The following is a 19,868-nucleotide window of genomic DNA, read 5'->3' as shown; positions in this document are numbered from 1 at the left end:
CAGTGGGTACGAAGCCGACAGGGACATGGCGGCGCGATTGATCGCCCACGACGACAGCGCGGAACACGGGCGACGGCGGGCCCACGCGGGGCCCGCCGGAGACGGAAGCCGTTCCGTCAGCTGTCGTGCCGGATCTCCACGTGCTTGGCCTCCGCCTTCGCGGCGGCCAGGCCCACGCGGACGGTCAGCATGCCCTTGGTGTAGTCGGCCTTGACATCATCCTCGTCGGCGCCCGGCGGCAGCGTCACGCTGCGGCTCATGGCGCCGTACCGGATCTCGCTGTGGTTCTTGTCCACGTCCCGTTCGGTGCGTTCGGCCTGGACCGTCAGCATCCCGTCGCTGATCACGACGTCGATGTCCTCGGGAGCCATGCCCGGAAGTTCGGCGCGCATGACGTAGCAGTCGTCCTCCATGTAGTCCTCGATACGGACCGCGGGCATGGTGAACTTGCCAGGAATGGTCTCGAACCAATCCGGCATCTCCGGGAACTGGAACCTCTGCCTGCGTGTCAGTGTGGTCATCGCCCTACCTCCTCGGCGGTCGTCGCGTCTGCCGACACCTCCAGTCCATCGCACCCGGTCCCTTCCCGCTGAGGCCGAACAGCCCCTATCTGGGTCCCTGAAGTCCCTGTTCTCCCGCGCGATCGTCGGCAGACTGGTGAGGAAGGGGGTCCGCGATATCCAGCGGCGATCACCATGTCCGAAGTCACCAGCACCGATCTCCACGACGTGACCATGCCCTCGGACACCGCTGTATCCCGCTCCCCCGCGTATTACGGCGACGGCAGCGAACCCTCGCAGCGCAGACGATGCGGCGTTCGAGGCGGTGGCCCTGCGCGGCGCCGAGCCGCGAGCCGTGCTCGACTGGCCGGACCGGCACGAAGGGAAGCCATCATGGCCACAGAAGCTCTTGACGTGAACACCGTCACAGCGCTCGTGACGGACGCCACCGCCGCGCCCTCTCTCCACAACGCTCAGCCCTGGGCGTTCCGCTACCTGCAGGACACCGGCGTCCTGCGCCTGTACGCCGACCTCGAGCGCACACTCCCGCGCACCGACCCGGAGAATCGTGGCCTGCACATAGGCTGCGGCGCCGCGCTGCTCAACCTGCGCGTGGCCGCCGCGGCGGCGGGCCTGGCGCCGGTCGTCCGACTGCTGCCCGATCCGGCCCGCGCCGAGTTCCTCGCCGAGGTACATCTGCGCGGCACCGGACCACCCGACGCCGCGCTCGCCCGGCTCGCCGCCTCGATCCAGCGGCGTCACTCCAGCCGTCTGCCCTTCCGCGACAAGGAAATCCCGGCCGTCACAAGGGAAGGGCTCGACGAGGCGGCCCGCGCCGAGGGCGCGCAGTTGCAGTTCCCCGACATGTGGCATGTGCAGTCGATTCTCGCGTCGGTGCGGGACGCCGAGGACCGGGAAGCAATCGACCCGGGAGTGCGCGAGGAAACGGTGCGGTGGACACGCACCGAGCCGTCAGCTGCCGATGGGGCGGCGGACGGCATCCCTGCCGAGGCCTTCGGACCGCGGCAGCAGGGTTCATCGGCCCCCGTACGTGACTTCGCCGTCGGCCGTCCGGTGCCCGGGCGCGGCTGGGCGCACTTCGAGAAGAACCCGAACATCGCTTTGCTCGGGACGGCCCGTGACGAGCCGGCGGACTGGCTGTGCGCCGGTCAGGCACTGGAGAGGGTGCTGCTCCGGGCCACCACGGACGGGCTGGTCACCTCGGTGACGTCCCAGCCCCTGGAGTGGTCGGAGATCCGGTGGGCCGTCCGCGACCCGATCTCGGCCATGGCACACGTCCAGATGGTGATCCGACTCGGCTACGGCCCCGAGGGCCAGGCGAGCCCACGGCGGCCGGTGGCTGATCTGCTCGACGTCCGCTGACACGGACACACAGGACAGGAAGGGGTAGTCCCATGAAGGTCTCGGAGGTGATGACTGCTCCTCCGGTGTGCGTGGCACCTCACGTTCCCCTGGACGAGGTGACCGGACGGATGGCCGAGTACGCCGTCGGGTCGGTCCTCGTGGTCGAGGACGGAGCGCTGCACGGCATCGTCACCGACCGCGACCTGGCGGTACGGGGCTTGGGTGGAGGTCTGGACGCGACGGCCCGGGTGGACGCGGTCATGTCGCCACGCGTCATCACGGTCGAAGCCGCCGACGATCTCCAGGTGGCCTACCGGACGTTCCGTCGCACGGGGGTCCGCCGGCTTCCGGTCCTGGAGTCAGGCCGGGTCGTGGGCGTGCTGACGCTCGACGACCTGCTGCTCGACGTCTTCCGCAGGTTCGCCGACCTGCTCGGCCCGGTCGCCTCGAGCGTCCTGCAAGAGCCGCCCGCGCCGCCTTCGCAGGCCGGAACCCGAGGATGAGCCGGATGAGCCCCGACTCGGACGGGCAGGGGACGGCCGCTCTTCGCGAGGGCGGCCCACCCACGCGCGTCACCCCCGCCCTCGCAGCAGCGGCCCCGCTTCTGGACCGGCCGGACGTCGCGTCCGCCATCCTCTCTCTGCCGGTCCCCGACGTCTTCGCCGCGATGGGCACCGTTTCGCGCGGTCTCACGTCGGCCGAGGCGGCCGAGCGCCGGACCCGCTACGGCGCCAACGAGCTGCCCGGCGTGAGCCATGGCCATGTGTGGCGTCAGCTCGTCGCGCAGTTCACCGACCTCTTCGCGGTCGTGCTGCTCGTCGCCTCGGCGATCACCTTCCTCGCCTACGTCCTCGGACAGCCCCGCGATCCTGCCACCCTTCAGCTGGCCGTGGCGATCCTCGGAGTGGTGTTCCTGAACGCCGGCATCGGCTTCGCCCAGGAGTACTCCGCCGAGCGCACGGCGGAGTCTCTGCAGGCGATGGTGCCGCACACCAGCCGGGTGCTGCGCGACGGGGAGCGGCGGGAGGTGGCCGCGCGCGATCTGGTGCCGGGCGATGTGGTGGTTCTGGAGGCCGGGGACGCGGTGCCGGCCGACTGCCGGTTGACCGAGGCCCAGGAGGCCACCGTCAACAACGCAGCGCTCACCGGAGAGAGCGATCCCGTCGCGCGCGTCTCGGCGGCCGTGCGGCCCGGTCCGCCGCTGGAGTCGCGCAACTGCGTGTTCATGGGCACCGACCTGGTCGCGGGCACGGGCAAGGCCGTCGTGTTCGCCACGGGTACGAACACCGAGTTCGGGCGGATCTTCCGGCTCGCGGCGTCCGCCCCGAGGCAGCGGACCCCGCTGCAGCTCCAGGTCGCCGCCATGGCCCGCCGGGTCGCGGGCGTCGCGCTCGCCACCGGCGCCGTCCTGTTCGCGGTGCGCCTGCCGAGCGGTCAGCCGTTCGTCGACACCTTCGTCTTCTCACTGGGCGTGATGGTCGCCCTCGTGCCGGAGGGGCTGCCGGCCACGCTCTCCGTGTCACTGGCGATCGGTGTCCGCCGGATGGCCCGTCGTCACGCGCTCGTCAAGCAGCTGCTCGCGGTGGAGGCGCTGGGTTCGACGAGCGTGGTGTGCACCGACAAGACGGGCACGCTGACGCAAGCCGAGATGACCGTCGTACGGCTGTGGGCGCACGGGGAGTCCCATGCGGTGACCGGCGTGGGGTACGCGCCGGTCGGCGAGATCACCGAACCCGGCCCGGTACGGGAGCTGCTGCGGGCGGCGGCTCTGTGCAGCAACGCCCGGCTGGTGCCACCGACCGGGCGGGACGCGTGGCGGGTGCTCGGGGACACCACCGAGGGTGCCCTGCTGGTGGCGGCCGAGAAGGCCGGGCTCGACCGGGCGCGGGAGGAAGCCCGTACGCCGCGGGTGTCGGAGTATCCCTTCGACTCCGCCCGCAAGCTGATGAGCACCGTGCACCACGACGACGACGGCAGGTACCTCGCGTACGTCAAGGGCGCACCGCTTGAGCTGCTTTCCCACTGCGATGCGATGGACCGGGGTGGCGCACGGACAGCGCTGACGGATGCCGCACGCGCCCAGGTGGCCGCGGCCGCGGACGACATGGCCGGCCAGGGATTGCGGGTCCTGGCGGTCGCCCGGCGGCAAGTGACCGAGCCCCACCCACCGCTCGGCGACGTCGAGTCCGGACTGACGCTCCTGGGTCTCGCCGGGATGTACGACCCGCCTCGGCCCGAGGTGCGGGACGCGGTGACCGCGTGCCGACGAGCGGGCATCCGCATCGTCATGGTCACCGGTGACCATCCCCTGACCGCGGAAGCCGTCGCCCGCCGTGTCGGCGTCGTGCGCGGGCCGGCCCCCTGCGTGAAGACGGGGGCGCAGCTGGACGACCTCGACGACGACGGGCTGGATACTCTGCTGGCCGGTTCCGCAGAGATGCTGCTGTGCCGGGTCAGTCCCGAGCACAAGATGCGCGTGGTCACCGCGTTCCAACGGCTCGGCGAGGTCGTCGCCGTCACAGGGGACGGTGCGAACGACGCCCCCGCGCTCAAACATGCGGACATCGGCGTCGCCATGGGCGTCTCCGGCACCGATGTCGCCCGTGAGGCCGCGGTGATGGTGCTCCTGGACGACTCCTTCGCCTCCATCACCACAGCGGTGGGTCTCGGCCGCTCGGTGTACCGGAACATCCGCAAGTTCCTGATCTATCTCTTCAGCCACAACATCGCCGAACTCGTCCCGATCATCGCGGCGACCTTTGCCGGGTTCCCGCTGGTGCCGATCACGGCCGTGCAGATCCTCGCCATCGACCTCGGTTCGGACGTGCTGCCCGCGCTGGCGCTCGGCGCGGAGCCGATGGAGCCCGACGTGATGGACCGCCCGCCGCGGCCTCGCGGGGAGCGGCTCTTCTCGAAGGCTGTCACGGGCCGCGTCCTCTTCCTCGGCGGCATTCAGGCCCTCGGTGTGAGTGCCGTCTTCTTCTGGCACATCCATGCCTCCGGGATCCCGTACGCGGACTTCACCAGGGACACACCCGTCTACCGGGAGGCGATCACCATGGTCCAGGCCGGCATCGTCGTCAGCCAGTTCTTCAACGCGCTCGCGGTGCGCACCGACCGGCAGAGCGTCTTCCGGGCCGGTCTGCTGAGCAATCCGTGGCTGATCGCCGCCGGTTGTTTCGGCATCGCGCTGATGGCCGCCATCAGTTACGCGCCGCCGCTCCAGGCAATCTTCAACACCGCCCCGCTGACCCTCGCCGACTGGGCGGTTCTCGCCGGGTTCGGTGTGCTCCTGCTGGCCGCGGAGGAAGCCCGTAAGTGGGTGCTGCGGCACCGGAGCACGTCCACGAAGGGAGGAACACGATGAGGGTGGTCATTGTGGGGTGCGGCCAGGTCGGTTCGACCCTCGCCACGCAGCTCGTCACCGAGGGCCACGACGTGCGCCTCGTGGATCGTGACCCCAAGACGCGCACGCTGCTGCCCACAGGCTTCCCCGGCGCCTTCCTCGTGGGCAACGGCTTCAGCCGCTCCGTGCTGGAACAGGCCGGGGTCGTCGAGGCGGACGCGCTGGTCGCGGTGGCTTCCGGGGACAACAGCAACATCGTCAGCGCGCGAACCGCCAAGGAGCTCTACCGGGTCCCGGTCGTCCTCGCCCGCATCCACGATCCCCGGCGCGCCGACCTCTGCCGGGAGCTGGGCATCCCGGCCATCTCCAGCGTCCGCTGGGCCGTCAGCCGTATCCACCAGGCACTGCTGCACCGCCACCTCACCGCCGAACTCACCTTCGGCAACGGCGAGACCCGCCTGGTCCGGTCCCAGGTGCCGGCGTACCTCACCGGGCGGCAGCTGTCCGAATTCGACGTCGACGGCGAGATCCGCGTCGTGGAGATCACCCGCGCCGGCCGCTCGCTGCTGCCCGCGCACGGTGTCTGTGCCGAGCCGGGTGATCTGGTCACCTTCGCCGTCGCCGCGACCGCGCTCGGCCGGTTGCGCGGCTTCCTCGACAAGGAGCTGGGAACGTGAAGGTCCTCATCGGCGGCGCCGGCCGTCTCGGCACCCAGATCGCCCAGGTCCTCTCCGCCGCGCACAACGAGGTGATCCTCGTGGAGCAGGACGACGACCGCGTTGCGGCGCTCGCGGCCCTGCCGCGCGTGCGCCTGATGGCCGGTGACGCCTGCGACTCCTCCCTCCTGGAGCGCGCCGGGGTGTCCAGCTGCGATCTCGTCATCTCCGCCACAGGGCGTGACGAGGACAACCTCGTCATCAGCCTGCTCGCCAAGCGGCGGTTCGGAGTGGGGCGGGTGGCCGCACGCGTCAACGACGCGGAGAACGCCTGGCTCTTCGACCAGCTGTGGGGCGTGGACGTGGCCGTACCCGCGGCCACTCCCCTGATCTCCCTCATCGAGGAGGCCACCGGGGCCACGGACACCGTGGCACTCCTGCGGCTCAGCAAGGCGGGCGTCGAGGTCATCGAGACCGCGATCACCGAGCGGTCCCGAGCCGCGGGGCACGCCCTGAGCGAGATCCCCCTGCCGTCCGGCACCGTCGTCGCCACGGTCGTCCGTGACGGCAGGCCCACGGTTCCCGAACCCGGGGTACGGCTCCAGCCGGGCGACGAAGTCCTGCTCGTGTCGCACGAGGCGACCGAGCAGGAGATCCACGCGGCCTTCCAGTAGCCGTGGCCCGGCCGGGACCCGGGCCTCGGGCCGCTTCCGGACAGGCGCCGGGGCGACACTCACCGCAGACCCTCAGGTCCGCCACGACTCATGGTTGCGTGCGTAGGCCTGTCGTACGGAGGCGGCGGCACGGTCGGTCAATGCGGGGAGGGCCGACCGCACCGCTTCGCTCAAAGGCGTGCCGAGTTCGATGTCGGCCACCTCCACGGCGTGCACCACGAGCCTCGGCGGCAGCCGGCCGAGGGCCTCCGCCAGGGCGAGGCAGTCCCCGAGGCCGAAGCCGTGCGTGCTCGCCGTACCCCGGGCGCGGCCGGCCGCCTCCGCCGGCGTCAGGGTGTGCAGCGCTCCGGGCCGGGCCGGCGAGGTCCGCAGGGCGTCCACGACGACCACGGTGTCGGCGCCACGCCACAGATCGAGCAGTCGCGCCGGTTCACCGTCGCTGACCGCCAGGACGGTGTCATCGGGCACACGGCCCCGCAGGGCCTCCACCACCGCCGGACCGATCCCGTCGTCACCGCGCAGCGGATTGCCCACGCCGATCACCACGACCCGGCCGGTCATGTGCGGTCCATGGTCAGGTCGAGGAAGTGGGCGGCGCAGGAGATGCAGGGATCGTGGTTGCGGACGGCTCGCTCGCACAGGAGGGTCAGCTCCTCGTCGTCGGCGGCGGGTCCCGCCCTGTCCAGGCGCGCCTGGACCGCCCTCCGTACGTCCTCCTCGATGGCCGTCTGGTTCTGGGCGGTGGGCGGAATGATGCGGGCCTCGGTGAGCGTGCCGTCCGCCGCGAGGGCATAGCGGTGGTACAGCAGGCCCCGGGGTGCCTCGGTGGCACCCGCGCCGGACGCCTCGCGCGGGAGGACCTCGACGCTCGGCCGGGCAGGTGGTTCGTATCCGTCGATGATCCGCAGGGCATCCTCGACGGCCTGCACCACCTCCACGGCACGTACGACGATGCTCCGGAAGGGGTTGTCGCAGACCGCGCCGCGGGCCGGGTCGCCCAGCCCGGCGTTCCGCGCCGCCTCGGCCGCCACAGGATGCAGCCACCGGCCGCTGATCGCGTAGCGGGCCAGCGGGCCGGTCAGGAAGCGGCGGCCGTCCAGAGTGGCGGTCCGTGCGGTGGAGTGCGGCACCTGTCCTTCCTGGACGTGCTCCTCGAAATCCGACACCGGGAACTCGCGCGCCGCCGGGCTCCGGTTCTGCGCGGCCATGACGGCGGGCGTCCCGGAGTCGACGGCATAGCGGCCGGGGTCACGCAGTGCGAGCAGATCGTGGTCGCAGACGGCATCGGGGAAGTCGAACGCCGCCACCCAGCGGACGGTCTCCAGGGCATCCGCACGGGCCTGCCGCAGTCGTTCCGCCAGTGGTCGCAGTTCGGCCGGCGCCGGCGTCCGGTAGAAGCCGCCCACCCGGACGTTGACCGGGTGGACGGGCCGGCCGCCGAGCTGTTCCAGGATCGCGTTGCCGGCCTGCTTGATACGCAGCCCGCGCTCCACGGCGGCTCGCTGGTCGCGGGCGATTCCCAGCACGTCCGCACGGCCCAGAAAGTCCGGCGCGTGCAGCAGATGGATGTGCAGGGCGTGACTCTCGATCCATTCGCCGCAGTACAGCAGGCGGCGCAGCTCCGAGAGGGGGCCGTCCACCGTGACGCCGCAGGCCTTCTCGATCGCCTGGCAGGCACTCATCTGGTAGGCGACCGGGCAGATGCCGCAGATGCGTGAGGTGATGTCGGGGGGTTCGGTGTGGCCACGGCCGACCAGGAACGCCTCGAAGAAGCGCGGTGGTTCGTAGATACGCAGTTGCGTCCCGGCGACCGAGCGGTCCTGCACGCGCAGGTGGAGGGACGCTTCGCCCTCCACCCGGCCCAGCGAGCCCAGCCGCAGGACACGGCGTCCGCGATCGTTCATACGGGCCTTTCCGGGCGGGTTTCCGTCCTGGCCCGAGAGCTGTCCTGCCTGGCCCGAGGGTCGTCCTGCTCCTCGGCCAGGAGGTCGGGCACGGGGGCGTATTCCGGCGACGCGGCGTTGAAGGTGCGGAAGAAGCGCTGGATGTCGGACTCGCTCATCCCGTCGCGGCGCAGCTGCGCGACCATGGAGCGCAGATTGGGGCGGTCCGTGGGTCCGAAGCAGCCGTAGCACCCGCGTCCGTAGGCGGGGCAGATGGCGCCGCACCCGGCGTGCGTCACCGGGCCCAGACAGGGGGTGCCGTGGGCCACGGTGATGCAGGTGGTGCCGCGCCTCTTGCACTCGAAGCAGACGCTGTGGCCGGGGATCCCGGGTCTGCGTCCGGTCACATAGGCGGTGATGACCTCGAGGAGCTGGCGACGGTCGATGGGACAGCCGCGCAGTTCGAAGTCGACCGGGACGTGGGCCGAGATCGCTGTCGAGGTCTCCAGCGTGGAGATGTACTCCGGACGGGCGTAGACCGCGGCGAGGAAATCGTCGACGTCGGCGAAATTGCGCAGGGCCTGGATGCCGCCCGCGGTGGCGCAGGCTCCGATGGTCACGAGGTACCGGGACACGCGGCGGACGTGCTGGATCCGCTCGGCGTCCGCGGCGGTGGTGATGGACCCTTCGACCAGGGAGAGGTCGTACGGCCCCCGGCCGTCCAGCCGCGCGCGCTCCCCGCCTGCGCCCTCGACCGGGGTCATCTCCAGGAAGTGGTCGATCCGCACGCGGTCGGTGAGGGCGAGGAGTTCGTCCTCACAGTCGAGAAGCGTCAGCTGGCAGCCGTCGCAGGAGGCGAACTTCCACACGGCGAGCGTCGGCCGTGTGTCGGTGGCCGTTCCCGGATCGCTGGTCATGTCACAACTCCCTCACCTGGAGCAGATCTGCCACGCGGTCGTAGCCGACGACCGGCCCGTCCCGGCACAGCAGGAGCGGACCGAGCTGGCAGTGACCGCAATGGCCGGTCGCGCAGCGCATGTTGCGTTCCAGGGACAACTGGACGCGGTGCGGCACAAGGCCCCGGACGACGAGTTCGCGGGCGGTGTGACGCATCATCACCTCGGGCCCGCAGACGAGCGCGCAGGTCCGTTCGGGACGCAGTTCGAGTCGGTCGAGGAGGGTGGTGACGACGCCCACGGCGCCGTGCCAGCCCGGGGCGTGGCGGTCGACGGTCACCTCCACGTGGGCCGTGCCGCGCCAGCTCTCGATCTCGTTCCCGAAAGCCAGGTCGTCGGGGCTGCGCGCGCCCACCAGGACGGCGATTCGGCCGTACGCGTCCGGGCGGTCCAGGAGGGCGTGCACGACCGGCCGCAGCGGGGCCAGACCGATGCCGCCCGCGATCACCAGCACGTCGTGACCGGCGGCCGCTTCCATGTCCCAGCCTGATCCGTACGGCCCCCTGAGCCCGACGGTGTCGCCCGGGCGCAGCCGGTACAACGCGGTCGAGACCGCGCCCACCGCGCGCACCGTGTGCACGAGACCCCCATGACGGCCGCGCAGACCGCTGGCCGAGATGGGCACCTCACCGACCCCGAACGCGTAGATCATCGCGAACTGCCCCGGTGCGAAGGGCGGGAGCTCCCGTCCGGCCGGTACCAGTTCGATCGACCGGGTGTCGGCGGTCTCGGCCCGCGTCCCGGCGACGCGGTACGGCAGTGGGGGCAGCACGGTGGTCATGGCCGCCCGCTCACCGGCAGCCGTGCGGCCGCTCCGAAGACCTGGGACGCGAGAAGCCCGGTCACGGCACCGCCTCCTCCTCCGTCGACGCGCCCGGCCGTGTCCAGTCGTGCAGGGCGGCGGCCTCCTCCGTGATGTCGATGCCGACCGGGCACCACACGATGCAGCGACCGCAGCCCACGCAGCCGGACGATCCGAACTGGTCGTACCAGGTGCCGAGTTTGTGGGTCATCCACTGCCGGTAGCGGCTGCGCGGGGAGGCGCGAACCGGTCCGCCGTGCAGGTGGGAGAAGTCGAGGTCGAAGCACGAGTCCCAGAGCCGCCACCGCTCCGCGTGGTCGCCGGTCAGGTCGGTCACGTCCTCGGTGGTGGTGCAGAAGCAGGTGGGGCACACCATGGTGCAGTTGCCGCAGGTCAGACACCGTCCGGCGACGTCGTCCCAGCGGGGCGCGTCGAGCGTTCCGGCCATCAGCTCCCGCAGATCGGCCTCGGGCATGGTCCGTCCCATACGGTCCGCGGCGGCCGCGACACCTGCGCGGGCCGTCTCCCGGGTTTCCGGGTCGGCCGGACGCGCGGGCAGTTCCGCCAGGATCTCCGCGCCTTCCCGGCTGCCGCCGCGCACCCAGAAGCGGTGCCCCTCCTCATCGGCCACTTCGGTCATCACCAGGTCGTAGCCGGGTCCGGAAGCGGGGCCGGTGCCCATCGAGACGCAGAAGCACGTGGCGCCCGGCTCCGTGCACTCGACGACGATCAGCAGTGCTCCGGTGCGGCGCCCCTCGTAGACGGGGTCCCGGTACGCCCCGCCGGTCAGGACCCGGTCCTGGATGGCGATGGCCCGCAGATCGCAGGGCCGCACGCCCAGAAAGGCATACCGCGGTGGCGCGGTGTCCTCGGCCGTGAGAACCGACCGGCCGTCGATCCGGTCGGCACTCCACTCCCGCACCCGTGGCGGATGCAGGAACGGCTTCCACGACTGGGGGCCCGCCGCGTTCGCGAAGGCGGCGCCGTCCGACCGCTCCTTCAGCCGGTATCGCCCGGCCTCCAGCTCCACACCCCATCCGTACGGCAACTCGTCGGCCGAACGCAGTTCCGCCAGTACGATCGCGCCGTCCCGCGCCGTGGGTCCGACCACGGTGAACCCGCGCCGGAGCAGCACGTCGACGAGCGCGGCCATCCCGTCCTTGCCCATCACCCGCCCGTCCGGCTCGGCAGGCGGGGAGGAGTTCGTCTCGGCGTCCGATCTCATCACCGATCTCCTTCAGCACCGCGGACCACAGACTGGGACGACTGACTGGACTTACCGCCCTTCAGGCCCATTACCGCAGCATTTGGTGCAGGGTGCCGCGCCGGCAGAGCCATGCGGGGAAATACCAGGGGTCCATTGGTCCCCTTGGCCCCATGGATGCCGACGGCTGTGATCCGGGACGGCTGCCACCGTCTCGAACGAGCGGGAGCCGCGGATCCGGGCCGTCCGGCCACGTACGGAGGCCGGACGGCCCAGTGCGGGCGGGGCGGCGGGGACGGATGGTCGAAGAGAGCCCGACGAAAGGAGGGCCGGCATGCGGTGGGAGACCATCCGGAAGGACACCCTCCCGCGGACCGCCCCGAATCTGGTCGACTACGACAAGGAGTGTGCGGACTTCTCGTGGTCGAAGGCGCGGGCCGGCCTGGAGGGGCTGCCCGGCGGCCGGGGCCTGAACATCGCGCACGAGGCCGTGGACCGGCATGCGGCATCGGCCCGCGCGACAGCGGTCGCGCTGCGCTGTGTGGGGCGGGACGACTCCGTGACCTGCGTGACCTACGCGGAGCTGGCACGTTCCACGGCACGGTTCGCCAACCTGCTCCGCACTCTCGGTATCGGCCACGGCGACCGCGTGGTGACGCTGCTGGGGCAGTGCCCCGATCTTTACACCGTGGTCCTCGGCACGTTGAAGAACACCAGCGTGCTGTGCCCGCTGTTCCCCGCGTTCGGACCGGACCAGGTGGCCCAGCGAGTGACCCTGAGCGACGCCCAGGTCCTGGTCACCACGGCGGAGCTCTATCGCAGGAAGGTCGCCGGGCGACGGAGCGGCCTTGCCGCACTGCGCCATGTGCTCATCGTCGGCGAGGGCGCGGACGAACTGCCCGGCACCGTGTCCCTCACCGCGCTCATGGCCGACGCGGACGACACCTTCGCCATTCCGCCGACCTCGCCCCACGACATGGCCCTGCTGCACTTCACGAGCGGCACGACGAGCATTCCCAAGGGCGCGGTACACGTGCACGAGGCCGCCGTCGCCCACTACGTCTCCGCGCTGTACGCCCTCGATCTCCACCAGGACGACGTGTTCTGGTGCACCGCGGACCCGGGCTGGGTCACCGCCATGTCCTACGGGATCATCGCACCGCTGATGCACGGCGTGACGGTCGTGGTGGACGAGGGCGACTTCGACGCCCGCCGCTGGTACCGGATCCTCGCCGAGCAGCGGGTGAACGTCTGGTACACCGCGCCGACGGCACTGCGCACGCTGATGCGGACGACGCCGCGGACCGGGCCGTACGACCTGCCCCGCTCGTTCGACCTGAGCGCGCTGCGGTTCATCGCGTCGTCCGGCGAACCCCTCGGCCCGGAGGCCGTGGTGTGGGGACAGGATGTGCTCGGACTGCCGGTGCACGACAACTGGTGGCAGACGCAGACCGGCGCCATCATGATCGCCAACTTCGCGGCCTGCGACATCCGCCCCGGATCGATGGGGCGTCCGCTGCCCGGTGTGGAGGCGGCGGTTCTCCGGCGCGGCGAGGACGGCCGTGCCGAGGTCGCGGACCAGCATGTCACCGCACTGGCGGAGCCCGGCCTGGAGGGCGAGCTGGCGCTCCGGCCCGGCTGGCCGTCCATGTTCCGCGGCTATCTGCACGACGAGCCCCGCACCGCCGCGGCCTTCGCCGACGGCTGGTACCTCACCGGCGACCTGGTACGGCGCGACGCGGACGGCTGGTACTGGTTCGTCGGGCGCGCCGATGACGTCATCAAGTCGGCGGGGCACCTCATCGGGCCCTTCGAGGTCGAGAGCATCCTGATCGAGCATCCCGCGGTCGCCGAGTCCGGGGTGATCGGCCGACCTGATCCGGTCGCCGGGAACATCGTCAAGGCGTTCGTCACGCTGAGTCCCGGCTTCGAGGCGAGCACCACCATGCGTCAGGAACTGCTGGCCTTCGCCAGGCGTCGGCTGGGGCCGGCCGTGGCGCCCCGGGAGATCGTCTTCGACCAGCACCTGCCGCACACCCGCAGCGGCAAGGTGATGCGCCGCCTGCTGCGGGCACGTGAACTCGGCCTCCCCGAGGGCGACATCTCGACCCTGGAGGACTCCACCCTGGAGGCTTCCTCCCCGGCGAGGACGGAGCAGTCCGCATGAGCGCCACCCGCACCCGGAGCCCCGGCTCGGGGCGGAACGGCGGGTTCGTGCCGGATTCCGGGGTCGGGGTGTCGCGGTGTCGCGCCGGCACGGCGCACTGCTCGCGCCGGTGATCCACCGCGCCGACACACTGCCGCCCGACGCCCTCATGGCCGGCCTCAAGGTCAGCCTCAAGGAGTCGATCCCCTGGGCGACACGGTCAGGACCTCACCTCAGTCCGGCTCCATGTAGGGGCGGCGGAAGACCTGCGCCTGAGCGGTGCCCCACGGGCGCACGGCAGTCATCGCCCGGGCGACCGCTGACTCCAGCGCGCCGCTGGTGTCGACCGGCACGGCCTCGTGCCATGGCGGTTCGGCGGCCGCCATGGCGGTGGCGATGTCGAGGTCCGCGTCGGACATTCCGCGTCTGCGCGTGCTCAGACGGGCGGCCGAGACGTCGCCCGGCACCTGGCAGTGCAGGGCCACCAGGTCCGCGCTGGTGCGTTCGGCCACACGCAGAGCCGCTTCGCGCTGTGCGGCGTCGGACCAGGTGGCGTCCAGGACGACGGACTCGCCGGAAGACAGCAGAGCAGCTGCGCGGTCGAGCACGGCTGTGTACGTCTTCACGGTCCACTCGAGCGTGTACAGGCCCTCGCGGTAGCCGGCTGCCGCGGACTGCTCGGCGGGGATGCCGGCGAGTTCCTTGCGGATCCGGTCGCTGCTGAGCAGGGTGACTCCCAGCCGGTCGGCCAGAGCTCCGGACAGAGTGGACTTCCCGCTGCCCGGCAGTCCGCCTACGAGGATGAGGCGGACGGCAGAGGTGCGCAGGTGGCGCAGCGCCGTCGACATCAGCCGCCGCGACGCCGCCTCCGCGCCCGCAGCGCCCTGACGGGCTTGGAGGAGAGAGACCTTGGCACGGACGAACGCACGGTAGGCGACGTAATGGTGCCAGAGGGAGGGGGGCGCGGGATCGGCGGAGTACTCGCCGTACTGGGCGAGGAAGTGCGCCGCGGCCTCCGGGGCGCCGTGTTGTTCGAGGTCCATGGCGAGGAAGGCCGCGTCGTCCAGGCCGTCGACGTACCGGAGGTGGTCGTCGAACTCCAGGCAGTCCAGGACCCGAGGACCGTCGTCAAGGCAGAAGATGTCCTCGGTGAGCAGGTCACCGTGGCCGTCGACCACACGCCCCTGCTCGATGCGGGCGTCGAAAAGCCGCTCACGGCCGGCGAGATAGCGGCGCACCAGCTTCTCGATCTCCGCCAGGTCATCGGGTACGGAACCGTCGGCGCCCAGCGTGCGGACCTGAGCGAAACTGGCCTCCCACCGTGATGACAGGGCATCCCGGGTGCCTTGCTCGTCCACCTCACGACCACGGGGTGCGTCCGCGTGCCACGTGGCGAGGTGCCGGGCGACGACTCGGAGGATGTCGTCGACGGAGGCTCCTGTTCGTACGAGGTGGGAGAGCCGGCGGTCCTCCGGCATGCGGCGCATCACCACGAGCGGCTCGGCCGCCGACGCGCCCGGACCGCGGAACTCTCCCAGTCCCAGGTACACATCGGGGGCGAACCGACGGTTGAGGGCGACTTCCCGCTCGCACGCGACCCGGCGCGCGGTCGCCGTGGTGTAGTCCAGGAACCCGAGATCGACCGGCTTCTTGAGCTTGTACGCACGGTCGCCGACGAAGAACAGGACCGCGGTGTGGGTCTCGCACACGCCCGCCCGGGCCGGCGGATCGCCGTCGTGCCGGGCACCCGGGCGGGGCGCGGCAGCGAGGTGAGGCCCCGGCGTCCCGTCGGGGCCTCGTTCAGTCATGAGGAACGACGGCGACCGGGCAGCGCCCATGGTGAATGGCGGCCTGCGCCACCGGCCCCAGGTGCGGCGCCAGACCATGACGGTGCCGGCGCCGGCCCACCACGAGCAGCGCGGCGCCCTCGGCGGACCGTACGACGGCCTTGGCGGGGCTTTCGAGAAGGATGCTGTCGGCCACCTCCACCCGCGGGTACTTCTCTCGCCACGGGTGGAGCGCCTTGCTCGCCTCCTCGTGCGCCTCGCGCGTCATGTCTTCGGTGACCCCGTGGTCCACACCCCAGGGCACATGTGCGTGGAGCGGCACGCTGCGACCGTGGACGGCCAGGAGCGGTACGTCTCTTGCCGCGGCGGTCCGGAATGCGAATTCGAGCAGGTCGTCGGAGGATCCGTGCAGCTTCAGGGCGACGACCACAGGGCTCCCGGGCGCGGGAGACGTCTTCCGCTCCTGGGGGTCGGCGCGGACCAGCACCACCGGCCGTTCGGCCCGTGCCACGACGGGCATGCTGATGTCCCCCAGGAAATAGCTCTCGACGGACTCCAGCCCGCGCGAACCGAGCACCGTGATCTCCGACTCCGACGCCGCTTGGAGCAGGGCGCTCTGGGCGTCGTCGGCGACCAGGTTCCCGACGACGGTCAGGCCCGGGTGGCGGGCTTGGAGCTCCGCCTGCGCGGTGTGGACCAGGCGCTTCGCCCAATAGTTCTGATCGACTTCGCCGGCGACCCGGGGCGGTTCCGGCGCCAGCATCGGCCACGCGTGCAGCAGGCGCAGAGGGAGCTTGCGCTTCTCGGCTTCGTCGGCGGCCCAGCGGGCGGCGGCCAGGCTCTCGGGCGATCCGTCGAGGCCCACGGTGACGGCTGGTTGCATGGCGGCGGCCTCCATCTCGTAAGAAGCTGGAAATGATGATGAACGAGTCCGCGACCGGAGCTTGGTCCGTGCGTCGCCTGCGCACCGGGGTGATGCGTTCTCTCAGGATCACCCCCAACCTCTCCCTGGCGCATGTGGAGCCACGGAGAGGGAGTGAAAGGCACGGAATCCGGCATGAGAGGTGACACGAGCGTGGCGATTCCCCTTGTGGTCGGAGTGGACGGATCCGAGACGAGCCTGGAGGCCGTCGACTGGGCCGCCGACGAGGCGGTCCGGCACGGGGTGCCGCTCCGCCTTCTGCACGCGGCGGCCGGTGAGCGGGAGGCGGCCGCGGTGATCGATGCCGCCTCGGTACGTGCCGTGAAAACCGCTCCCGCGGTGCGGTTGTCCAGCGAGATCTCGCACCAGGACGCGGCCTCGGCCCTCGTCGATGAGGGGCGCAACGCCTTCGCCCTGGTCCTGGGATCCAGAGGACTCGGGAACCTCACCGGCCTGCTCCTGGGCTCGGTCAGCCTTGCCGTGGCGGCACGCGCCGACGGCCCGGTCGTCGTGGTCCGCGGCGCCCCGGAGCATCGCGCGGACCGTTTCGGGAGCGTCGTCGTGGGTGTCGAGGACGGGGAGGGCAGCGGCACGGCCGTGGACTTCGCGTTGCGTGAGGCGCAGGTGCGGCGCTGTGAGCTCGTGGCGATGCACGCCTGGAACGCACCGGCCGGTGCCTGTACGACACCGCGAGCCACGTCGTGGTTGATGGAGGCTCATCGGCGTCCGCCGGCGCAGGTGCTGGACGACGCCCTGCGCGGTCGTGCCGGACAGTACGGCGACGCCACGGTGAGCCGGCGGCTGATCGAGAAACCGGCACGCCAGGCACTGCTGGAAGCCGCGTCGACCGCGGACCTGCTGGTCGTGGGCGCCCGGCGGCGACTTGGACATCCGGGTCTGCAACTGGGCCTGGTCAGCCACGCACTGCTGCATCACGCACCGTGTCCCGTCGCCATCGTCCCCCAGATGTGACGGCCGCGGAACGAGGAGGCGGATCCGCGTCGGCTTCCGGGCCGGTCGCCGGTCCCGCAGGGACCTTCGGCCCTGTGACCGGGGACCGCCGCCGTTCGATCGTGGGAGGGACCGGAGAGCCGACCGACACCTGCGGGGAGGCCGACAACCTCTTCGGAGACATGCCGCCCGTGCGCTGATGGCCCTTCGCACACCGCTGGTACACGGAGTTCAGAGCACGGAGCCACGCGGGCAAGGAGAGAGCGATGTCGCACACGGGACAGTGGAACGTACGTCTCCACCTCTTCGAGGACGACGACGGAACAACGAAGGCGCATGTCGTGCTGGACACCGGCACCACGGCGCTGACCGGCCGCGGAACCGCGCACTGCAGTCCGACGGACACGAACGTGCCGGAGGTCGGCGACGAACTGGCGGCAGGCCGGGCCATGCACGACCTCGCCCACCAACTGCTCAAGGCCGCCGAAAAGGACGTCCAAAGCATGACGTCGGAGCGGCCCCGCACCCCCCAGCCGGTTGGATGGCCCATGTGAAGCCGGACGGAACCCAAAGGCTTGTGCCCCGTGCGGCACCGTGTCCCGCGTGCCAGGTTGGATACGACACCATTCTGAGGAGAGGGCGGCGATCATGCGAGCTCACCTCGGCGACCAACTCGTCATCGAGAGCCAGGCGACCGGCGCCGCCAGACGCGACGGCGAGATCGTCGGACTCCACCACGAGGACGGAACGCCCCCGTACGACGTGCGCTGGTCGGACACGGACGAGGTGACGCTCGTCTTTCCCGGACCTGATGCCCACGTCCGCCATCTCGAGCACGAACAGCCGATGACCACGCGGGAGGTGCAGCCGGGCCCGGGTGAGGCGGAGGTCCCGTCCGTCGCCGCCGCACCGGACGGGGCACCCGACCCCGGCGACATCGGCCGGAGGGTGGCCGTCGAGCGCCAAAGGCGGGGGCTGAGCCGGGAGGAGACGGCCGGCCGCGCCCACATGTCAGCCAACTACCTCGCCTACCTCGAGGAACGGCCCGCCGACCCGACCTTGGCGACTCTCATCAAACTGGCCGACGCGCTGGGCACCACCGTCGCCGCTCTGCGCGGTGGAGGCACGGATCTCCCGCCCGGGCAGGGCCACGCGCTCCTGCGTCCTGAACTGCGGGACCTCAGCGTGGACGAATGCCGCACCCTGCTCTCCACGCACGGCGTGGGGCGCGTCGCGGTGTCGCCGCCCGACGGCCGCCCGGCGGTCGTCCCGGTCAACTACGACGTCGTCGGCGACGCCATCGTCTTCCGGACCTCCCCCGGCACCGTGACCGCGGCTGCCGCGGGAACCGAGGTCGCCTTCGAGGTCGACCACGTGGACGACGCTCTGAGTCAGGGCTGGAGCGTGCTCGCCGTCGGCCCCGCCACTCCGGTGACGGACCCCGAGGTCATGGGCAGGCTCACCCGAGACGCGCACACCACACCCTGGGCGGGCGGTGAGCGCAAGATGTGGGTGTCGATCCGGCCCACGAGTCTCACGGGCCGCCGTATCACTCCGGCCGATCAGTAGCCGGTCCCACGGGCCGTGAAAGCAGGCGCGTGGCCCGGCTCACCGCAACGCGCGGACCGGCTCACCGCAAGAGGGCCGGAGACCTCGATCCGGACCGGTTGGCATGTCGCGGCGCCGAGCAGGCAGTGCGACGGTGTTCACAGAACTTTCGGAACTTTCGGCAGCCGGAAAGGGCGAAGGCGGTGGCGGCGATGGAACTTCCGCTGGTCGTGGGCGTCGACGGTTCGGATTCCAGTCTGCTGGCGGTCGACTGGGCGGTGGACGAGGCGGCACGACACAAACTGCCCCTGCGTCTCGTCCATGCCTCCCGGTGGGAGACCTACGAGGGAGTCCAAAAGTCGTTCAGCGCCGGCCGCTCCGCCGAGGAGGTCATGGCCGAACACATCGTCGCCTCCTGTGTGGAACGGGCCCGGCGTCGCGATCCCGAGGTGAACGTGTCGGGCAAGGCACTCGCGGAGGATGCCGCGTCCGCCCTGCTGCGTGCGGGACCCGAGGCGTTCGCCCTGGTCACGGGTTCACGTGGGCGTGGCGAGATCGCCGGGATGCTGCTGGGGTCGGTCAGCCTCTCCGTGGCGGCGCGAGCCGTCTGCCCGGTCATCGTGATCCGGGGTGCGGAATCCAACCGCCGCGGGAGCTTCGGCCGCGTCGTGGTCGGGGTGGGTGCGGAAGCGGGCGGCGCGGGAGCCGTAGGGTTCGCCTTCCGCGAAGCTCAGGCGCGCGGATGCGACCTGACGGCGGTACGGGCCTGGCGCAACCCGTCGCAAGAGCCCGTGGACCACATGCTGCTCGCCGACGACGCCGCGCGGCTGCGCGAGGAGCGGGCCTCGACCGGCCTCGACGAGGCTTTGCGCGAGGCCGTACGGGAGCACCCTCAGGTTGATGTCCGTCGCCGTACGGTCGAAGGCCCCACCCACCGCGTTCTGCTGGAGGCGGCGGACCAGGCCGACCTGGTCGTCGTCGGCGCTCGGCGCCGGCACGGCCACTTCGGCCTGCAGCTGGGCAGGGTCGCCCACACCCTGTTGCATCACTCGCAGTGCCCGGTCGCCGTTGTCCCTCAGCCGGTCTGAGGACGGCCCGCACATACCTGGGCCCGAGGGCCTCCGGTGG

At 71.4% G+C, this 19,868-nt stretch carries 18 protein-coding genes; 10 read left to right on the top strand and 8 right to left on the bottom strand.

All coding sequences use genetic code 11. The features are described from left to right. Positions 1–116: 116 nt before the first annotated feature. On the bottom strand, positions 117–521 hold the full coding sequence (locus ACZ4N5_RS25450; RefSeq protein WP_467759367.1) for an Hsp20/alpha crystallin family protein: 405 nt from the start codon (positions 519–521) through the stop codon (positions 117–119). A 372-nt stretch (positions 522–893) separates the two neighbouring features. Here ACZ4N5_RS25450 and ACZ4N5_RS25445 point away from each other — a divergent pair, with 372 nt between their 5' ends. From ACZ4N5_RS25445 to ACZ4N5_RS25425, 5 genes are read left to right on the top strand one after another with little or no spacing between them, the layout of a single operon-like run. Next, positions 894–1,883, top strand: a complete 990-nt coding sequence (locus tag ACZ4N5_RS25445) for an Acg family FMN-binding oxidoreductase (RefSeq protein ID WP_467759366.1) — start codon at positions 894–896, stop codon at positions 1,881–1,883. Positions 1,884–1,915: 32 nt separating this feature from the next. Then, positions 1,916–2,368 carry a CBS domain-containing protein gene (locus tag ACZ4N5_RS25440; protein ID WP_467759365.1) on the top strand — a complete coding sequence of 151 codons (453 nt, stop codon included), beginning with the start codon at positions 1,916–1,918 and terminating at the stop codon, positions 2,366–2,368. 5 nt (positions 2,369–2,373) lie between these two features. Beyond that, positions 2,374–5,232, top strand: a complete 2,859-nt coding sequence (locus ACZ4N5_RS25435; protein WP_467759364.1) for a cation-translocating P-type ATPase — start codon at positions 2,374–2,376, stop codon at positions 5,230–5,232. Further along, on the top strand, positions 5,229–5,888 hold the full coding sequence (locus ACZ4N5_RS25430; RefSeq protein ID WP_467759363.1) for a potassium channel family protein: 660 nt from the start codon (positions 5,229–5,231) through the stop codon (positions 5,886–5,888). Before ACZ4N5_RS25435 ends, ACZ4N5_RS25430 begins: the two co-directional genes overlap by 4 nt. Beyond that, positions 5,885–6,541 carry a potassium channel family protein gene (locus ACZ4N5_RS25425; protein WP_467759362.1) on the top strand — a complete coding sequence of 219 codons (657 nt, stop codon included), beginning with the start codon at positions 5,885–5,887 and terminating at the stop codon, positions 6,539–6,541. Before ACZ4N5_RS25430 ends, ACZ4N5_RS25425 begins: the two co-directional genes overlap by 4 nt. A gap of 72 nt (positions 6,542–6,613) precedes the next feature. On the opposite strand, the gene ACZ4N5_RS25420 is transcribed toward ACZ4N5_RS25425, so the two are convergent. The 5 genes from ACZ4N5_RS25420 to ACZ4N5_RS25400 all read right to left on the bottom strand — a co-directional run bounded on the left by ACZ4N5_RS25420 (position 6,614) and on the right by ACZ4N5_RS25400 (position 11,407). Further along, a complete protein-coding gene (locus ACZ4N5_RS25420) occupies positions 6,614–7,102 on the bottom strand; it encodes a hydrogenase maturation protease (protein ID WP_467759361.1) in 489 nt (162 codons plus the stop codon). Further along, positions 7,099–8,445 (bottom strand): Ni/Fe hydrogenase subunit alpha, encoded by a 1,347-nt coding sequence (locus ACZ4N5_RS25415; protein ID WP_467759360.1) that lies wholly within the window; start codon positions 8,443–8,445, stop codon positions 7,099–7,101. Before ACZ4N5_RS25415 ends, ACZ4N5_RS25420 begins: the two co-directional genes overlap by 4 nt. Beyond that, on the bottom strand, positions 8,442–9,341 hold the full coding sequence (locus tag ACZ4N5_RS25410) for an NADH-quinone oxidoreductase subunit B family protein (protein ID WP_467759359.1): 900 nt from the start codon (positions 9,339–9,341) through the stop codon (positions 8,442–8,444). The genes ACZ4N5_RS25415 and ACZ4N5_RS25410 overlap by 4 nt, the downstream gene beginning before the upstream one ends. Before the next feature lies 1 nt (position 9,342). Next, the gene (locus tag ACZ4N5_RS25405; RefSeq protein WP_467759358.1) at positions 9,343–10,161 is read right to left on the bottom strand and encodes an FAD/NAD(P)-binding protein; all 819 of its coding nucleotides are present in this window, start codon (positions 10,159–10,161) and stop codon (positions 9,343–9,345) included. A gap of 61 nt (positions 10,162–10,222) precedes the next feature. Further along, a complete protein-coding gene (locus ACZ4N5_RS25400; RefSeq protein WP_467759357.1) occupies positions 10,223–11,407 on the bottom strand; it encodes a 4Fe-4S dicluster domain-containing protein in 1,185 nt (394 codons plus the stop codon). 313 nt (positions 11,408–11,720) lie between these two features. Between ACZ4N5_RS25400 and acsA the strand changes: the two genes are divergently transcribed. Further along, entirely contained in the window at positions 11,721–13,553 is a 1,833-nt protein-coding gene (gene acsA / locus ACZ4N5_RS25395; protein WP_467759356.1) for an acetate--CoA ligase, read from the top strand. Between the two features lie 212 nt (positions 13,554–13,765). Here acsA and ACZ4N5_RS25390 read toward each other — a convergent pair whose 3' ends face one another. Both ACZ4N5_RS25390 and ACZ4N5_RS25385 read right to left on the bottom strand, forming a co-directional pair. Then, positions 13,766–15,241, bottom strand: a complete 1,476-nt coding sequence (locus ACZ4N5_RS25390; protein WP_467759407.1) for a bifunctional aminoglycoside phosphotransferase/ATP-binding protein — start codon at positions 15,239–15,241, stop codon at positions 13,766–13,768. Positions 15,242–15,332: 91 nt separating this feature from the next. Next, the gene (locus ACZ4N5_RS25385; protein ID WP_467759355.1) at positions 15,333–16,202 is read right to left on the bottom strand and encodes a universal stress protein; all 870 of its coding nucleotides are present in this window, start codon (positions 16,200–16,202) and stop codon (positions 15,333–15,335) included. 192 nt (positions 16,203–16,394) lie between these two features. Here ACZ4N5_RS25385 and ACZ4N5_RS25380 point away from each other — a divergent pair, with 192 nt between their 5' ends. The 4 genes from ACZ4N5_RS25380 to ACZ4N5_RS25365 all read left to right on the top strand — a co-directional run bounded on the left by ACZ4N5_RS25380 (position 16,395) and on the right by ACZ4N5_RS25365 (position 19,828). Then, complete coding sequence (locus tag ACZ4N5_RS25380) at positions 16,395–17,213, top strand: universal stress protein (RefSeq protein ID WP_467759354.1); 819 nt, start codon at positions 16,395–16,397, stop codon at positions 17,211–17,213. 245 nt (positions 17,214–17,458) lie between these two features. Continuing rightward, positions 17,459–17,746, top strand: coding sequence for a DUF1876 domain-containing protein (locus tag ACZ4N5_RS25375; protein WP_467759353.1), 288 nt, complete (start codon positions 17,459–17,461; stop codon positions 17,744–17,746). Positions 17,747–17,840: 94 nt separating this feature from the next. After that, the gene (locus ACZ4N5_RS25370; RefSeq protein WP_467759352.1) at positions 17,841–18,761 is read left to right on the top strand and encodes a pyridoxamine 5'-phosphate oxidase family protein; all 921 of its coding nucleotides are present in this window, start codon (positions 17,841–17,843) and stop codon (positions 18,759–18,761) included. A 191-nt stretch (positions 18,762–18,952) separates the two neighbouring features. Next, positions 18,953–19,828 carry a universal stress protein gene (locus ACZ4N5_RS25365; protein WP_467759351.1) on the top strand — a complete coding sequence of 292 codons (876 nt, stop codon included), beginning with the start codon at positions 18,953–18,955 and terminating at the stop codon, positions 19,826–19,828. Positions 19,829–19,868 lie beyond the last annotated feature (40 nt).

It is taken from the genome of Streptomyces sp. NPDC026500 (genome assembly GCF_055567635.1).
This window is presented reverse-complemented; position numbering and strand designations above follow the sequence as displayed.

Bases quoted from the DNA above. Each gene is read 5' to 3' on its own strand.
- ACZ4N5_RS25405 (WP_467759358.1), bottom strand. From the start codon at position 10,161: ATGACCACCGTGCTGCCCCCACTGCCGTACCGCGTCGCCGGGACGCGG.
- ACZ4N5_RS25415 (WP_467759360.1), bottom strand. From the start codon at position 8,445: ATGAACGATCGCGGACGCCGTGTCCTGCGGCTGGGCTCGCTGGGCCGG.
- ACZ4N5_RS25445 (WP_467759366.1), top strand. From the start codon at position 894: ATGGCCACAGAAGCTCTTGACGTGAACACCGTCACAGCGCTCGTGACG.
- ACZ4N5_RS25385 (WP_467759355.1), bottom strand. From the start codon at position 16,202: ATGCAACCAGCCGTCACCGTGGGCCTCGACGGATCGCCCGAGAGCCTG.
- ACZ4N5_RS25410 (WP_467759359.1), bottom strand. From the start codon at position 9,341: ATGACCAGCGATCCGGGAACGGCCACCGACACACGGCCGACGCTCGCC.
- ACZ4N5_RS25430 (WP_467759363.1), top strand. From the start codon at position 5,229: ATGAGGGTGGTCATTGTGGGGTGCGGCCAGGTCGGTTCGACCCTCGCC.
- acsA (WP_467759356.1), top strand. From the start codon at position 11,721: ATGCGGTGGGAGACCATCCGGAAGGACACCCTCCCGCGGACCGCCCCG.
- ACZ4N5_RS25420 (WP_467759361.1), bottom strand. From the start codon at position 7,102: ATGACCGGCCGGGTCGTGGTGATCGGCGTGGGCAATCCGCTGCGCGGT.
- ACZ4N5_RS25440 (WP_467759365.1), top strand. From the start codon at position 1,916: ATGAAGGTCTCGGAGGTGATGACTGCTCCTCCGGTGTGCGTGGCACCT.
- ACZ4N5_RS25450 (WP_467759367.1), bottom strand. From the start codon at position 521: ATGACCACACTGACACGCAGGCAGAGGTTCCAGTTCCCGGAGATGCCG.
- ACZ4N5_RS25370 (WP_467759352.1), top strand. From the start codon at position 17,841: ATGCGAGCTCACCTCGGCGACCAACTCGTCATCGAGAGCCAGGCGACC.
- ACZ4N5_RS25365 (WP_467759351.1), top strand. From the start codon at position 18,953: ATGGAACTTCCGCTGGTCGTGGGCGTCGACGGTTCGGATTCCAGTCTG.
- ACZ4N5_RS25375 (WP_467759353.1), top strand. From the start codon at position 17,459: ATGTCGCACACGGGACAGTGGAACGTACGTCTCCACCTCTTCGAGGAC.
- ACZ4N5_RS25400 (WP_467759357.1), bottom strand. From the start codon at position 11,407: ATGAGATCGGACGCCGAGACGAACTCCTCCCCGCCTGCCGAGCCGGAC.
- ACZ4N5_RS25435 (WP_467759364.1), top strand. From the start codon at position 2,374: ATGAGCCCCGACTCGGACGGGCAGGGGACGGCCGCTCTTCGCGAGGGC.